At 54.3% G+C, this 14777-nt stretch carries 21 protein-coding genes, 1 tRNA gene and 2 pseudogenes; 14 read left to right on the plus strand and 10 right to left on the minus strand.

The annotated features are described in order from the left end of the window. The first annotated feature begins 7 nt into the window (after positions 1-7). Entirely contained in the window at positions 8-766 is a 759-nt protein-coding gene (locus OLX72_RS13405) for a hypothetical protein (RefSeq protein ID WP_114870811.1), read from the plus strand. A gap of 179 nt (positions 767-945) precedes the next feature. Here the strand turns inward: OLX72_RS13405 and OLX72_RS13410 are convergent, their stop codons facing one another. Further along, the gene (locus OLX72_RS13410; RefSeq protein ID WP_162797862.1) at positions 946-1239 is read right to left on the minus strand and encodes a hypothetical protein; all 294 of its coding nucleotides are present in this window, start codon (positions 1237-1239) and stop codon (positions 946-948) included. Positions 1240-1542: 303 nt separating this feature from the next. Here OLX72_RS13410 and OLX72_RS13415 point away from each other — a divergent pair, with 303 nt between their 5' ends. Then, entirely contained in the window at positions 1543-1755 is a 213-nt protein-coding gene (locus OLX72_RS13415) for a hypothetical protein (protein ID WP_114870808.1), read from the plus strand. 151 nt (positions 1756-1906) lie between these two features. Then, complete coding sequence (locus tag OLX72_RS13420) at positions 1907-2188, plus strand: hypothetical protein (RefSeq protein ID WP_114870807.1); 282 nt, start codon at positions 1907-1909, stop codon at positions 2186-2188. Between the two features lie 201 nt (positions 2189-2389). Here the strand turns inward: OLX72_RS13420 and OLX72_RS13425 are convergent, their stop codons facing one another. Both OLX72_RS13425 and OLX72_RS13430 read right to left on the minus strand, forming a co-directional pair. Further along, a complete protein-coding gene (locus OLX72_RS13425; RefSeq protein WP_114870806.1) occupies positions 2390-2569 on the minus strand; it encodes a hypothetical protein in 180 nt (59 codons plus the stop codon). A 269-nt stretch (positions 2570-2838) separates the two neighbouring features. Continuing rightward, a complete protein-coding gene (locus tag OLX72_RS13430) occupies positions 2839-2988 on the minus strand; it encodes a hypothetical protein (RefSeq protein ID WP_162798079.1) in 150 nt (49 codons plus the stop codon). 76 nt (positions 2989-3064) lie between these two features. Between OLX72_RS13430 and OLX72_RS13435 the strand changes: the two are divergent. The 5 genes and pseudogenes from OLX72_RS13435 to OLX72_RS13455 all read left to right on the plus strand — a co-directional run. Beyond that, a pseudogene (locus tag OLX72_RS13435) lies at positions 3065-3745 on the plus strand (transglutaminase domain-containing protein); the annotation flags it as partial. Between the two features lie 131 nt (positions 3746-3876). After that, positions 3877-4014, plus strand: a complete 138-nt coding sequence (locus OLX72_RS13440; RefSeq protein WP_162798078.1) for a hypothetical protein — start codon at positions 3877-3879, stop codon at positions 4012-4014. 74 nt (positions 4015-4088) lie between these two features. Further along, positions 4089-4622, plus strand: a complete 534-nt coding sequence (locus OLX72_RS13445) for a hypothetical protein (RefSeq protein ID WP_114872328.1) — start codon at positions 4089-4091, stop codon at positions 4620-4622. 261 nt (positions 4623-4883) lie between these two features. Then, a complete protein-coding gene (locus OLX72_RS13450; RefSeq protein ID WP_114870803.1) occupies positions 4884-5126 on the plus strand; it encodes a transglutaminase N-terminal domain-containing protein in 243 nt (80 codons plus the stop codon). Beyond that, positions 5080-5334, plus strand: a pseudogene (locus OLX72_RS13455) (IS30 family transposase); the annotation flags it as partial. The gene OLX72_RS13450 and the pseudogene OLX72_RS13455, both read left to right, overlap by 47 nt. 153 nt (positions 5335-5487) lie before the next feature. Here OLX72_RS13455 and groL read toward each other — a convergent pair. Continuing rightward, positions 5488-7113 (minus strand): chaperonin GroEL, encoded by a 1626-nt coding sequence (gene groL / locus OLX72_RS13460; protein ID WP_114870802.1) that lies wholly within the window; start codon positions 7111-7113, stop codon positions 5488-5490. A 37-nt stretch (positions 7114-7150) separates the two neighbouring features. Next, complete coding sequence (locus OLX72_RS13465) at positions 7151-7435, minus strand: co-chaperone GroES (RefSeq protein ID WP_114870801.1); 285 nt, start codon at positions 7433-7435, stop codon at positions 7151-7153. A 28-nt stretch (positions 7436-7463) separates the two neighbouring features. On the opposite strand from OLX72_RS13465, the gene OLX72_RS13470 reads away from it, so the two are divergent. Next, positions 7464-7838: a hypothetical protein gene (locus OLX72_RS13470; protein ID WP_205388956.1), complete on the plus strand. Its 375-nt coding sequence runs from the start codon at positions 7464-7466 to the stop codon at positions 7836-7838. Here the strand turns inward: OLX72_RS13470 and OLX72_RS13475 are convergent. From OLX72_RS13475 to OLX72_RS13490, 4 genes are all read right to left on the minus strand, one after another. Then, positions 7835-8269, minus strand: coding sequence for a CBS domain-containing protein (locus tag OLX72_RS13475; RefSeq protein ID WP_114870800.1), 435 nt, complete (start codon positions 8267-8269; stop codon positions 7835-7837). The genes OLX72_RS13470 and OLX72_RS13475 overlap by 4 nt on opposite strands. Positions 8270-8344: 75 nt before the next feature. Further along, complete coding sequence (locus tag OLX72_RS13480) at positions 8345-8707, minus strand: hypothetical protein (RefSeq protein ID WP_114870799.1); 363 nt, start codon at positions 8705-8707, stop codon at positions 8345-8347. Positions 8708-8730: 23 nt separating this feature from the next. After that, the gene (locus OLX72_RS13485; protein WP_254684605.1) at positions 8731-9210 is read right to left on the minus strand and encodes a hypothetical protein; all 480 of its coding nucleotides are present in this window, start codon (positions 9208-9210) and stop codon (positions 8731-8733) included. Between the two features lie 509 nt (positions 9211-9719). Beyond that, complete coding sequence (locus tag OLX72_RS13490; RefSeq protein WP_205388955.1) at positions 9720-9896, minus strand: hypothetical protein; 177 nt, start codon at positions 9894-9896, stop codon at positions 9720-9722. A gap of 241 nt (positions 9897-10137) precedes the next feature. Here OLX72_RS13490 and OLX72_RS13495 point away from each other — a divergent pair, with 241 nt between their 5' ends. Further along, positions 10138-10866: a gamma-glutamylcyclotransferase gene (locus tag OLX72_RS13495; RefSeq protein WP_162797885.1), complete on the plus strand. Its 729-nt coding sequence runs from the start codon at positions 10138-10140 to the stop codon at positions 10864-10866. 1148 nt (positions 10867-12014) lie between these two features. Further along, a complete protein-coding gene (locus OLX72_RS13500) occupies positions 12015-12737 on the plus strand; it encodes a DUF6880 family protein (RefSeq protein WP_433988877.1) in 723 nt (240 codons plus the stop codon). A gap of 36 nt (positions 12738-12773) precedes the next feature. Here OLX72_RS13500 and OLX72_RS13505 read toward each other — a convergent pair. After that, a tRNA-Tyr gene (locus tag OLX72_RS13505) sits at positions 12774-12857 on the minus strand. 124 nt (positions 12858-12981) lie between these two features. Between OLX72_RS13505 and rlmB the strand changes: the two genes are divergently transcribed. The 3 genes from rlmB (at position 12982) to OLX72_RS13520 (ending at position 14764) form a co-directional block, all read left to right on the plus strand. Continuing rightward, positions 12982-13755, plus strand: coding sequence for a 23S rRNA (guanosine(2251)-2'-O)-methyltransferase RlmB (rlmB, locus tag OLX72_RS13510; protein WP_433988878.1), 774 nt, complete (start codon positions 12982-12984; stop codon positions 13753-13755). A gap of 12 nt (positions 13756-13767) precedes the next feature. After that, positions 13768-14094, plus strand: a complete 327-nt coding sequence (locus tag OLX72_RS13515; RefSeq protein ID WP_114870785.1) for a hypothetical protein — start codon at positions 13768-13770, stop codon at positions 14092-14094. 199 nt (positions 14095-14293) lie between these two features. After that, the gene (locus OLX72_RS13520) at positions 14294-14764 is read left to right on the plus strand and encodes a CoA-binding protein (RefSeq protein WP_433988879.1); all 471 of its coding nucleotides are present in this window, start codon (positions 14294-14296) and stop codon (positions 14762-14764) included. Positions 14765-14777: the final 13 nt, after the last annotated feature.

A 14777-nucleotide genomic window follows, 5' to 3' on the forward strand; every position in this document is an offset into this window, starting at 1 on the left:
AACAGTCATGGCCCTATTTGTAGGTTCGATCATAGCAGTCATGTTGCTTGCGCTCCCTGCATTTGCACAAACCGCCGCACTGACAATGCCTGAGAACGCCAGTGCCAAACGTTACGGTTCCGGATGGGAATGTAACATTGGTTTCCGGCTAAACGAAAATGCCTGCGTCGCTGTTGTTGTGCCGCAGAACGCATACGAAACGAACCGGTCCTACGGTTCCGGATGGGAATGTCTGCATGGGTTTCGCGGAACCGATGAAGCTGCATGTGTTGCAGTAGAGGTGCCTGAAGGTGGGTTTTTGGACCCGTCGGGCGAACGGTGGCGGTGTTTGCGTGGCTACATCAAGATTGATGACACATGTCAGGAGATCTTGCTGCCAGCAAATGCATACTTGGCAGATGCCTCATATGGTTCCATGTGGACGTGCAAACGTGGGTTTGAAACAACTGGCGAGCAATGTACCCCCATTGCGGTTCCAGCCAACGCTTTTCTGAATGGATCAGGATACGGTCAACCTTGGACATGTGAGCGTGGCTTCTTTGAAAAGGCCGGTCTGTGCGAAGCTGTCGTGGTCCCGCAAAATGCATATTTTGACGGCACAACCTACGGCAGAGGGTGGAAGTGTGATCGTGGCTACGCCGTCTCTGGAGATACATGCGAATTGATCAGCCTGCCCGAAAACGCGCATTTGGATAGGTCGGGAAACCGATGGGAATGCAACCGAAATTTCCAAAAATCAAAGGAGCTGTGCGTGCTTAACAACTAGGCGCAAAACGCGCCAACGACTACTTCAAAAAGCGCAGGTGAGGACAGTTCTGTCCTCTGTGCCGACGCAAAAAGGGAACTACAATGGAAATCAAATCTGAAAATGTTGTCACTATCCGCCGTCCCGTAGGCGGCGCGCAAGCGCCACCAATCACTCCGATCAAACCTACAAATCTGGCGTCAGTCAGGCAGGTCAAAAAGCCCCCATCGGCAGTCGTTTATTGCGAGGGGAATTTTGCGCAAACCGATGGCAAGACGGCGAATGGCCTTGTCCGCCATTAACAAGCGTATCGCATCCTTTCTGTCATCGATAGCACCTGTAGCGGACAAGACAGCGGATCCTTTTTCGACGATATTGAAGCGGATGCAAAACCTGCGCCTTCCGCCATTGCCCTGGTCAACCCAACTTTGGTAAAACTTCGGATCGCGCAAGTCAGTGGTGTTTCCAAGCGCCATATACTCGCGATCGGACATCAGGACACAGACATTTCGGGGGTTTCGATGCTAGTTTGCGCATATTTATCCGTGCAACCAGAAATCATCTGGTCATTGAGGCAAACCGATCCATGCTGAAGATGGGATCTGAAGCGAAGTTTCAGATGAACTACAACGCGTTGATGCATGCGATGGCCGCGCCAGACATCAAAGTAAAACTATTCGATGATCGACCCACGAGACAATCGCGACATATCCGAGGCAAGGCCGAACACTTGACGCTGTTTTGAAGGACCTTTCCTAGACCAACCGATCTGTAACCAAAAAAGAGAGACTAAAAAATTGACGAAACACACAATTACAAATGTCTTCAAAGAGCATAACCCCAAACCGGAAACCGCGCTGGACAAGACGACACGTGTTGTCAGACAAATGGTCGATGAAGAAGCCGAACAACGACAGGCTAAAATCACCCGGCTTCGCAACACCCGTCTTGAACGAGACGCGAACACGCCACCTGAAACCACAACCAAGGCGACGCGCAAAACCCGTTGATCTTTGGGCACTTCAAAGCGATGACAAAGCTTCAGCAGCCTTGTTTTGGGTTGAACGCCTAGATTCCTCACAAGCAATCAAACCGGGCTGAAATCGGCCAAGGCGGATGTCAGATTTCTCAATCGTCCCGGCTTCCTCCAAGGATCAATCCATGACGAATTCAGAGCGGACCACAGAAAAAATTCACTATATCTGCCAGACGTATGTTGAAATGAAGGCTGGGCGAAATGGGCAGACTGGCCTGAAAATTGCCAAGCAATTCGAATACTCCACAGCCTCGGAGGCACAAAACAAAGCCGAACGAGAGGCTCTATCCGTGGATTGCGCAGGTGCTGACGCTTACATGGTCAGTGAGGATCCAAACAGTGGGGAAGTTGGCGAACCAAGCTTCCTTGTAAGGCTGGGCAATGTTCCGGATTTTGACGAAGCCTAGAAATCCGAAAATAGCCACGGCCCGCCCGAAAGCGGTGTCCCTCAACCGCGGTACTGCATTGGCTAATAAGGGTTGTCAAAGGCGGACTATTCTTCAATCCAACTAGTGCGAGCCAACAAAACGGTCATTGGTGCAAGCGCAGCGAATTTACAATTCGTCCCGCTCAGCGGATCTCGGCGCATCGTGCATCTAAGGTCCGCTTTACTTCTTATCGCGAGCTAACTTTTCTTCTTTGGTTAGTTTGTTGTTCCAAACAATTTTGCTTAGGCCCAGTTCTTCCGGCAACGGCTTGGTCTTGCCAAAGTTGACTTTGCCACCTTTGTTCAGGAATTCCTGAACAAGCGCATCATCTGTCGAATGTATGGGTACATGTCTAAACAAAAGAGCTTAGCCTTCTGTACCCTCCCAAGAAACAAACGTTTTGGAACGAAGCGGTTGTTCCTTAACGGTACCCGAACCACCGCTTGTATGGGCTTTGACATTTTGACGTGTGGGATATAGCAATGGCTAGTGGTTAAAAAACCTTCGTCGCGGTGTTGCCGACGTCGAGCAACCACGGCCTTTCGAAACATGAAGCGCATTCTCTGTACCAAGTTGGGCACAGAATCCCACGTGAGGTCGTATCCCTGTTTTGCAGCCCGGGTAGTTATCTAAAGAGAAAGGCTGACTAAATTGGAAAATGGCACATTAAACGAGAGATTGGGGAAGCGCTTGAAATCAGACCAGGCGTTCCTTCGATCACCGGCCAAAAAGTTTCGCATGGCAATTGTTACGGCAATCGCATTGGTAACAATTGCCATTGTAGTTCTCTCCTAATCCACTCGAATATCTTTCACCTACTTTAACCCGTCGTACATGGAGCAAATCAATGTCATTCTTGAAGACAGCCTTGGCGTCGCGCTGATCTATCGCTCGACCCGAAAGCTGACGCTGACGCGCGAGGGCCACAGGCTTCTGGCTGCAGCGCACAAGATGCTGGAGGCCGTCGAAGGCGAGTTAGTTGATCTGTCGGTGTCCGCAACTGCGCCGAGCGGTGAGCTTCGCGTGACCGTTCCATCCGTCCTCTCAAAATCACATTTCACAGAGCAGATCGCGGCCTTTTCCAAGGCCCACCCGAGGATCAAACTGTCTCTGGATTTTTCAGACATCCGACGTGACCTGATCGATGCCGGCTTTGATATCGCGATCCGAATGGGCCCCAAGGCGAAAGCGACGCGCACCGCATTGCAGGCAATGGCCGAGCAAAAGGGCGTCTGCCGCGACTTTGCCCATCTCGCCATCGCTTTGTGTCGTTGCATGAACATTCCTGCACGCTACTGCACAGGATATCTGAGTGACACCGGTGAACCTCTCCCTCATCCGCCGGGGGACTTCGCCGCGTGGATGGAGGTCTTTCTCTCTGGTGAATGGCACATGTTTGACCCGCGCAACAACAAGCCGCGGTTTGCGAGAATTCTGATCGCGCGCGGCCGCGATGCCACGGATGTCCCTTTGACCCAGACATTCGGTCAGTACCCTTTGACGGAATTCAAGGTGTGGACGGATGAATTGGCCTGAATGATCTCGGCTTCCTTTTCGATGCGCTATCGTAAATCGGGCCGCCAGTCCCCATATAGATTGTACCGATGCCAAGCATCCCGGTCCGCAATGGGCAAGGAGGTGGCCCCGGCCAATCAAAGGAACATGACATGTCCTTCAAGGACCTGACCGCCAAGGCTGCGGCCGCGATGAAGCCGAAGCCTGCCAAAACAGCAAACGCGCCTGCCAAGGCGAACGAGCCCACGGTCGCTGGCAAGGAGGCGCCAGCGGACTCAGAGACATCTTGAGACCTGCACAGGCTGCGCGCCCCATTCTCAAGGGGGCGCGGGCAACAGAAACAATAAGGGAGAGGATCACGCCGATGGAAGATATGACGAGCAAGACAGTTGCGGTTTTCGCACGACCGTTCACCGTACCCGGTTTCACCGAAACGCTCCCGGCGGGAGAGTACGAGATCGAAACGGAGTTGGTTTCGCCCCCCAATCAACAGGATCCCGAAGCTTGGAAAGCCTCCGTTTTGGTGAAGCTTCATCCCCAGATATCGCATCCTGGACTTGCACGGACTCTTACCGTTTCCCTTGCCGACCTCGACTACGCACGTGCCAGGGACAAGCTGACGGGTAAGGCGCTATCCGACTTCTTCCTCGAGCAAATGCTGGCGGATCCGATGGTGCGCCTCGTGATGAAGGCCGACGGTGTCTCCGAGGCGCATCTGCGCCACCTCTACTCGGACCGCAAAACGCCAGATCCCGATCTGGGTGGGCGGGCATCGATCACGACCACTCAAAAGACGCCGGACGATGCACCAATACAGGCTGCCGAAAACGAAGGCATTTCGACAGAGCCGGAAACACTGTCGCGATCGCTAGGCCGCCAAGTCGCGGGACAGACTTGATGTCGGACGAGGCCATGTCCGAAGGCGAACAGCCATACATTACGACCGTTCGGGCCCGGCGCGACGTTCCGCAGGAACGCCAATGCCTGCGGTGCGAAACCCTTTTCTGGAGCGAAGGGTTCGGAGAGCGGATCTGTCGGCGCTGCAAAGGATTGAACGCCTGGCGAAACGCCGCGCCCGATAGCTCTGGGTCATCGCGCCGCCGCTGATCCGCATCGACCTGCGTGCCGTCTTGCGCGAACCACACTGGACCCCCAAAATTTGGCCTGCCTCGACATCCTTCACACTACAACCTACCGATACCGTCAGGCGGTCGCCCTCGGGCCGCACAGGTTGATGCTGCGTCCGCGCGAAACGCAAGAGTTGGGTCTTGAGGGTCGCAAAGGTCTGAATATGCCTGCGGTTTCAACGGGTGATCGCAACACTTTGATCTTTTTGGAAAGATGGAGTGTTAGAGATGAAGTATCGTACGCGGACGTTTTATACGGACAGACAGAAGTCTGAGATGTGGGACCGATGGCAACGCGGAGAGTCTATGAGCTCGATTGGGCGGCACTTCAATCGTGCGTCGTCTTCGATCTTTCCACATTTGGCGCAGTTTGGTGGGATCCGGCCACCTGCCCGTAAGCGATCTCGATTTGCTTTAAGCTTGGTGGACCGTGAAGAGATATCTCGCGGGTTGGTCGCGCAGAAGTCGCTGCGTTCCATCGCCAATCTGCCGTTTACAGCCGTTCGATGTGGCCCCCGGAGTCCAGACTATCACAGGTGGGTTGCAATTCGCTGTAAAGCGAGAACACTCTCTTAAGTACCGACGCGTTTTTGCTTTCCTTCGCCAAATAAGTCGCCTTTTGTCCGGGGTAACCATCTACATCATGCTTTCCATGTCAGCCATTTCGGTCCTGCCGGATTTTATCGGACGATCAGCAATCATCGCTTCTGTCGTCACAAGCAAGCCAGCAACTGAGGCTGCGTATTGGAGCGCAATGCGCACAACTTTCGTGGGATCAATGATACCCGCCTTCAACATGTCACCGTAGGTGTCTGCCTGTGCATCGTAGCCAAACGTCTTGCAGTCATTCTCGACGATCTTTCCGGCAACGACCGAACCATCAACGCCTGCATTTTCGGCGATCTGGCGCAGCGGTGCCTGGAGGGCCTTGCGGATGATCGCGATGCCTGCCGTCTGGTCTGCATTGTCACCAGAAAGGCCTGCCAGCACCTTGCCAGCGTGAACCAGAGCAACACCGCCGCCGGGAACGACGCCTTCCTGAACGGCCGCGCGGGTTGCATTCAAGGCGTCATCGACGCGGTCTTTGCGCTCCCTGACTTCGACTTCGGTCGCACCGCCGACCTTGATCACCGCAACTCCGCCCGCGAGTTTCGCAAGACGCTCCTGCAGCTTTTCCTTGTCATAATCCGACGTTGTGTCTTCGATCTGAGTGCGGATCTGAGACACACGCGCGGCAATGGTCGTCTTGTCGCCCGCCCCGTCGATCACGGTCGTGGCGTCTTTGGTGATCGTGATCTTCTTGGCGACACCCAGCATATCCAGGGTGACATTCTCGAGCTTGATGCCGAGTTCTTCGGAAATGACCTGGCCACCTGTAAGAATAGCGAGGTCTTCCAGCATCGCCTTACGACGATCCCCGAAGCCAGGCGCCTTGACGCCTGCGACCTTCAAGCCGCCGCGGAGCTTGTTCACCACAAGCATGGCGAGCGCTTCCCCATCGATATCTTCGGCAACAACTAGTAACTGCTTGTCCGCTTGCATGACCGCTTCGAGCAGGGGCACCATTGGGGCCAGCGAGGTCAGCTTCTTCTCGTGAAGCAGGATCACACAGTCTTCCAGGCACGCCGTCATTTTCTCGGCTTTTGTGACGAAGTACGGGCTGAGATAGCCGCGGTCGAACTGCATGCCCTCGACGACTTCCGTTTCGGTCTCCAGGCCCTTGTTTTCTTCGACGGTGATCACGCCTTCGTTCCCAACCTTGGCCATTGCGTCCGCGATCTGTTGGCCAATCGCAGCCTCACCATTGGCCGATATCGTGCCGACCTTGGCGATCTCATCCGTGTCGCCGACAGGACGTGACATTGCCTTGACTTCGGCTACGACGGCTTCCACGGCCTTGTCGATGCCACGTTTAAGGTCCATTGGGTTCATGCCCGCAGCGACCGACTTCATGCCTTCCTTAATAATGGCTTGAGCCAGAACAGTAGCGGTGGTCGTGCCGTCGCCTGCCTCGTCATTGGTGCGCGATGCGACGTCCTTGACCATCTGTGCGCCCATGTTTTCGAATGGGTCGGAGAGTTCGATTTCCTTGGCGACGGTCACACCGTCCTTGGTGATGCGTGGCGCGCCCCAGGATTTGCCCAAAACAACGTTGCGGCCCTTAGGGCCCAGCGTGACCTTGACGGCGTTGGCGAGTGTATTGATGCCCTTGAGCATGCGGCCACGGGAGTCCGTGCCAAATTTGACGTCTTTTGCAGACATGTCGGTATTCCTAAAAATGAGGGAAGGACAGAAGTGGTCAGGCGATGATGCCGAGGATGTCGCTCTCCTTCATGATCATGAGATTTTCGCCGTCGATCTTGATTTCACTGCCGGACCATTTGCCGAACAGGATCCTGTCGCCGGTTTTGACGTCCATGGCGATCCGGTCGCCGTCGTCGTCCAGTGCACCTGCGCCCACAGCCACGATTTCGCCCTCGGCGGGCTTTTCCTTTGCGCTGTCGGGTATGATCAGGCCACCTTTCGTCTTTTCGTCGCCTTCGATGCGACGGACCAGAACGCGGTCGTGTAGAGGCGTAAACATTTTGGAATTGCTCCTTCTAGAGGGTTCCATGGGTATGGCCAAAATTCAGATGCAATGGCGCTTGCCACTTTTCAGTGCCTTTGCAGGAGCGCGCGAGCCTTTCGCGTGCTCCATTCAGTTTTGCGGCGCATTTGTCGCGTGGCGGTTTTTAATCACCGCAGGGGCGATCCAAAGTTACGTCAGCTTCTTTCCACCAATCTCCAGTGCAGGCTTGCCTGCGAGGGAATTGGCTGTGGCCTTGACATTGGGCTTTTCCTGCTTCGGTTTCTTGGCTTCCTTATTGCCGCGTTTGCCGCCTTTACCTTTTGTCATTGTCTTTCCTTTTAGTGTTGGTTGGTTTCATGCCGAAACAATCGACACGCTCAATTTCGAGAACGATGGCGACGAGGGCCGAAGGCATTAGCTGGCACCGCTGACAAAATCGCGCATCTGTGACAACTCGCCTTCGGCCAGAGAGAGGCGGTGACGGGTTACATCGATGATGCTGATCAGAGCGACAGGGGCACCGGCATCCGTGATCGGGATGTGGCGGACATTGTTTCGGGTCATCAGCAGCTCAAGCCGCTGGACAGGTTCTATTAAATTGCAAGTGATGACCTCCTTTGTCATCACGTCCAGCACGAGAATTTCGTCCGAGACCTGCTTGTGGTCGTCAAGGTATTTAACGATATCTCTGCTCGATAGAATGCCATCAACCGTTTGGTTGTCATTTGTCACCAAGAGGGCCGAGGTATCGTCCGCAGCCAGCATGGTGATGGCCTGCGCGATCTGTGCGGTTGGCGCAATTGTCCGCAGGCCTACCTTTGGGTCCTTTAGAAGCTTCTTGATTGTCACGGTGTGGTCCTCACGAGGCGCAATAGGCTCCGAGTTGGAGGTGGGTGGGGCGACAATCGCCCCACTCCTGAAGTTTCACTGGGCGTTGTGGCCTGCCCAGTGGTCGTAGAACTCGAAAAGAGCGCTCAGCACAAACACAGAACCAATCACTTGAGCGTTCCAGACAGCCACGGAGCTTTCGTTGAGATCAAACGCCAGCGGCGCTGCGATCAACGACGAACCCAATGTCAGACCGGCGATCGCTTGCATTAGGTCTTGCCGGGGGTGGTTCAAACACGCCATCCAAAGCGCCACCAGACCACCAAGCATTAGGACTGCCGTCTCACCGATCCTTGCGTTCATCAGAGATTTTTCACCGCCGAGGAGCAGGAAGGGTGAAACGATCAGCCAGAGGCCCAAACTTGCGAAGACCCATCTGAACTTGTCATGCGTGTGCATTGCACAATCTCCAAGGCTAGGTGTTATGCGTCCATTTCGATGCCGGGGATCATCTCGGTTTCAACCGCGATCATCATTTCTTCATCATCCACCAGACCATCGGCGTTGGTATCTATTTCCAGAAACAGATCTTCGGCGAGTTCGGGAAAGACCGTTTGAAGCTCAACGAGGGATGCTTTTCCGTCCCCGTCAGTATCGATCTCGGGGTTCATGGCATGAGCCGAGAAGGCTACGAAGGTCGCGAGAAGAGCACCAATGGCGACTCTACTCATTTTTCTACCCATCAGAGAATTGGCGATCCACAGTGTTTCGCCTAATGCAGAAATGGCCCCGGGTAATGCGGAATACAAGATGTAGATAGAAATAATTAGTGCAGTAAATACAGAAATTTGGGACTGATTGGCAACTTCTCCGCGCAAGCAGGAAAGCCGTACTTTGACGCGCGCCAAGATCATGGCCGCTTTGGTGAATTGCTTTGCGGCACAACGATAGCCATGCCGCAATTGCGAGTGCTTTCTGCGTCAGCAATAGCTGCAGCTGCACAGGTTCGGTTTGTCCGCGTACCAGACCTAGCCGTTCTGAACTTTAAGCGTCCGCTTTGGTAATATTGCAGGGGAGCGCTTATGTGAAAACCTACAAGCCTGTAGTCTATCCCGTCAGATAACTGATCGGAGCGACCAGGAAACCAGCAATGACTTGCACTAAGGATAGACCAGATACCTGCGAAGGGGGGGTATAAAAGTTCAAAGCATTCAGGTCAGGGGACCGGCGTGGGTAGACAGATTTTTCCGAGTTTACTTTTAGAGGGGGGGCTTCTGTAAAGGCAACAGGTGTGATGGCAAAATGGACCGCAAAGAACTCTCGATCAGCATCCGGGACAACCATTCTGCAAAAAAACGTCGGCTTCAAATCGGATGCTGCCGCAAAGGCAGCCACCCGTTACATGCGCGGCTCGGTGCGCCACAAAAAAGCAAGTTTCAAATGTGGGCAAATCTGCTTCTGGCGCACTAGATCACTTCTTATCCCGTGCCGACTTTTCTTCTTTGGTCAGCTTGTTGTTCCAAACATTGTTACTCAAACCCAGTTCGGCTTTTAGCGGTTTGGTTTTTCCGATGTCCACCTTGCCGCCTTTGTTCAGAAACTCCTGAATTAAGGCATCATCTGTCGTTTTCTTTGGGATTTGTTTCATGAATACATACTTACTCGCTTGATTGCATTCTTGTCACGCATCATCTGAGCGGTCAGGCGGGGTCAGCTGATTTGTTGCATTGACGGGTCTGATGCACGAAACAGCAGGATCAATGCACAAGGAGATTGTGACATGATGATCTACGGATTACCCCGCACGCTTCCTGATGCTTTTTTGGCGACGGTGTCCTGCAGCGCATTCTACTCTGGTCATCGGTGCTGAAAACCAACAAGACTGCTCTATGCCTTTTCCAGAACATGTCTTTCAACACACCCCCGCCCTTCGCGATCTAATCACCCATCCAGAGTCCTCGGAGATGCGTTTCGGGCATGAATATTTCGATGAACTGGATAAGCAAGCTGAGGCCGAGGGTTGGCCACCGGGATGGCGCATGGACCACGACGCGCGAGAAGCCAATCGCCAAACGGTCCTAGCGGGACGATGGTCTCGGGATCTTTGGGTTTTCGCCTATGGCTCTTTGATCTGGGATCCTGCGGTTTATGTCGAAGAATACCGGCGTGGCGGTTTATCAGGCTGGCGTCGCAGTTTTTGTATGCTGCTGGAAGGCGGCCGCGGCAGCCATGATCGGCCCGGGCTTATGGCCGCGCTTGATCAAGGTGGGCAATGTGACGGTGTTGCCTTCAGGATCGCTGCAGATTTAGTGGATCGCGAGACAAAATTCATGTGGCACAGGGAGATGTTTGCCGGTGCTTACTGTCCTGTGTTTCACGAAGTTGAAACGTCTCAAGGGTCAGTAGAAGCATTGGTCTTCGTCATGGACCGAACGAACCGCTGCTATATGCCGCATCTGACCGTCGAGGAAGCGGCTCGGATGATTGCAGTCGCCGAAGGCGGGCTTGGCCCAAATTTCGATTACCTTCAGTCGTTGGTCATGCATCTAGACGAATTGGGCATCCAAGACGATGACATGAAGAGACTGCACGCTTCTGCTCGTGCATTCCGAAAGTAACTTGGTCGAGCGCCGTTTCCGCATGTTTTCTCGGATTTCTGTTGACCTATTCTCAACTTCAGCGAAGAAAGACGATCGAAGTTGCTCGAATTGTCTAATTGTGCATTTGCCTTGGGCTGGTTGCGCCGATTGATGTTCGGCGGCGAGGTGTCGAAAACCGGTAGTGCCAGTATTGCCACTTTGAGCCGTTCTAGATTTCACTTTGACCCCGAAGCACATGAAGAAAACCAGCACTATAAGTCGCGCTTTGAAAACAGATTGTTTCCTAAAACGGGATAGACATAGTTTTGCCACAATTTAAAGTGGTGTGGGGGCAGCGTGCTTGCGTAGCATGTATGACGATTTTTCCGAAGTAATTCGATTTGAGCTCGCATGCTCCCCCACGAAACTTCCCATGTTTAAATCTTCTTGGCAGGCCTTGATTCAGACTGCAGCGCACGACTGCTCCGCGGGACAAAAACGGATTTTAACCCGTCCAGCACGATCCTGACCGTCTATTTGTAGGCAATTCAAGAATAAGTAGACCCAGGCCTTCATGCTCTCGGTGCCCTCAACAGTTGATACAAACGCCGCACGAGTTTACCCTAGACTTAAGTGGATCGTAGATCGTGGAGGGGACTATATGCTTGTCGAATTGCAAACCAGACGTCGAGCCCTTGAACTAGCATATCGCAAATACGTGGTAGCCGACAATGCTTGGAATCTTTCGACTTTAAAAGCTATGAGTTGGTTTCCAGAAACTCGCCAAGCCCACGTCGCGATAATAGGGAACCCGGGCTCCAATGTTCGGCGGTTGTACAAGCAACGCGAGAGAGCAATGCTCCAGTTGGAGACCGCGCGTTTAAAGCTTGAAGTCGCGAAATCCCGATTGATGAAAAGACGTCATCACACGACCATGGAAACGCTTCTAATTGGCTGTTCTCAAACGTAAAGACTTCACTGTCTGACCTTTTGCACCGTTGTTGGGGTTTCAAACTGCAAAGCGTCAAATCCAGGTGCGTTGGTTTCGTCTGCAACGATACTTTCCAGGACAGTCAGCGCGTCGCTGAGGGTGCGCCCGGCCTCACCACCATCCGGCCCCGCAGACCACGGACACCCGTGACGGAGCCGTCCTTTCCTTTCTCTGTGACCGATGGCAAAAAGCCTCCATGTCGAAAAAGACCCTCAACAAGGATAATCTGACCGCGCTGGGCGCCGAACGTCTGGCCGACCTGTTGCTTGAGGTCAGCACTGGCAGCGCCGAGATAAAGCGACGGCTGCGGCTTGAATTGAGCCACAATGTTGGTCCGACAGAACTTGCACGCGATGTGCGAAAGCGGCTCGGGTCGCTGCGCAAATCGACCAGCTTTGTCGGGTGGCGCAAGCGCAAATCCCTGATCAAAGACCTCGACACCCAATTGGACATGATCACCGAAAAAATAGCACCTGAAGAGCCGACAGAAGCTTTTGATTTGCTGTGGCAGTTCATCGAGCTAGCACCGTCGGTCTACGAGCGGGTGGATGACAGCCGCGGCGATGTCGGCGATGTCTTTCGGTCTGCAGCGTTGAGGTTTGAAGATATTGGCCCCCGTGCAGTTCTCGATCCAACAGCTTTGGCATCCCGCATTTGGGATGCCTTGCGTGATAACGGCTATGGCGAATTTGACGGAATTATCGGACGGCTTGCGCCGACGCTGGGAGACGACGGCTTAGAGCACCTAAAAGGCTTGGTGAAAGCCTATGGAAAGATGCCCGCCGAAGAGCCGTCACCCGCACTTGCCCCGCTGAGACTTTCCTGGAAACAGCCCCCAAACGGGCAATATCTGAGACCTATTGTGAGGTCTCTGGTGCTCTGTGGTCCCGTAACTAACGGAAAAATAAACACTAATTAGAGCGCACGTTTTTTCTACGGTTTTAGGGAGATTGAGTGGTGGGCGACCCTGGAATCGAACCAGGCGTGCGTCTCCGCGAGGGAGTTACAGTCCCCTGCCACACCTTGCGGCCTGTCGCCCACGGACCGGACAAAGATTGCGCCGGACGTGAAGGCGTGATTACAAGCGCGCCTATGGGGCGTCAACCTCAAATATCACCTGTGGCGGGTGGATATACGACGCATGGGCACAAAGGCGGGATCAGATGAAAAAACCCAAATGGGTCGTTGAAAAGGAACAGGCGAAAAAGGCGGCCGGGGCCGAAACCGTCTGGCTGTTCGGTTTGCATGCGGTGCGGGATGCGCTGCAAAACCCGGCGCGGGCAAAACTGCGCCTGATCGTCACGCTGAATGCACAAACGAAACTGGCCGATGCGATCGCCGCGTCCGGAATCGAGCCCGAAATTGCCGATCCGCGCCGCTTTGGCGCGCCGCTGGATCCCGGATCGGTGCATCAGGGTGCAGCACTTGAGGTGAAGCCGCTGAACTGGGGGCGGCTGGAAGAGGTTTGTATCGGGGCCAAGGTACCCCGTGTGTTGTTACTGGATCGTGTGACCGACCCGCACAATGTCGGCGCGATCCTGCGTTCGGCCGAGGTTTTCGGTGCATCGGCGGTGATTGGAACGCGCCACCATTCCGCCCCGGAAACCGGGGCGCTGGCGAAAACCGCCAGTGGCGCACTGGAACGCCAGCCGTATCTTCGGGTGCGCAATCTGGCGGATGCCATTCGCGAATTGCAGGGCTTTGGCTATCTGGTTCTGGGATTGGATGGCGAGGCTGACCAGACCATTGAACAGGCCGTCGCCGGTGCAACAGACCGCCCGATCGCTCTGGTTCTGGGCGCAGAGGGGCCGGGATTGCGCGAAAAAACCAAAGACACCTGTGATGCCCTGGTCAAAATCGACGCAGCGGGCAATTTTGGGTCGCTCAACGTCTCAAATGCGGCGGCAGTTGCCCTATATGCCACGTTAGGACGTTAACAGGAGGCCGATATCGCCTATCCGACGAAAATCGCGACCTGCTGTTATTGCGGGACACGCGCGGCGCTAGTGCTGCGCGGCAAAGAGCGGCACGAATTGGCCTGTGCCTCTTGCGGGGCGCCGCTGCATGATCTGAAAATGCTGCGCAAGGACAAGGTTGGCGACCGGGAACTGGTTTCGCCCAGCCGCATCCGGGTTCGCCCCAAAGACCCGACGCCCGGTGGCAAGTGGGAGCCGCGACCGCATGTCAAAAAAACGAAGTACCGCAAAAAACGCAAAGGCTTCCTCAAATGGGCATTTGAAGAGGCGTTTGACGTGATCGAGGATATTTTTGACTGACATGTGCCTGCGGTCAAAAAAACCGATCACGTAAATGTCAGCGCCCCTTTTCGATCCGCAAATCGTTCCTATCTTTATTGCATGTAGCCGGTCCGGAACTCCGGTTACACCCTTCACTGTCCCTCGTTCCGCTACTGGCGCCCCTGGCTTTTTGCCTTGGGCGCTTTTTTCTTCTGATCGGGCGATGTATGGAACCAACATGACAGCGTATTCTGATGATCTTTTGCGATCCATTCTGACAAAAACCCGGCGCATTGCGGTGGTCGGGGTGTCAGCCAACCCCGTGCGCCCGAGTTATTATGTGGCGCGCTATCTGAATCTGAAAGGCTATGATGTCGTTCCGGTCAATCCGGGGCATGCGGGCGAGGTTTTGTTTGGTCAAAAAGTCGTCGCATCCTTGTCCGAGATCGACGGCCCGGTGGATATGGTGGATATTTTCCGCCGTTCCGAAGCGGTGCCACCGGTGGTGGACGAAGCGCTTGCAGCCTTTCCGGATCTGCAAACGATCTGGATGCAGATCGGGGTGGAACACGAGGCCGCCACTCAAAAGGCGCAAGCGCGCGGTGTTACGGTGATCCAGAACCGCTGTCCGAAGATCGAATATCAGCGCCTGTTCGGAGAGCTGCGCATGGGCGGGTTCAACACCGGTGTGATTTCATCCAAACTGTGAAGACCGGGGGCTG

It is taken from the genome of Sulfitobacter sp. TBRI5 (assembly GCF_051013555.1).
Classification (GTDB): domain Bacteria; phylum Pseudomonadota; class Alphaproteobacteria; order Rhodobacterales; family Rhodobacteraceae; genus JL08.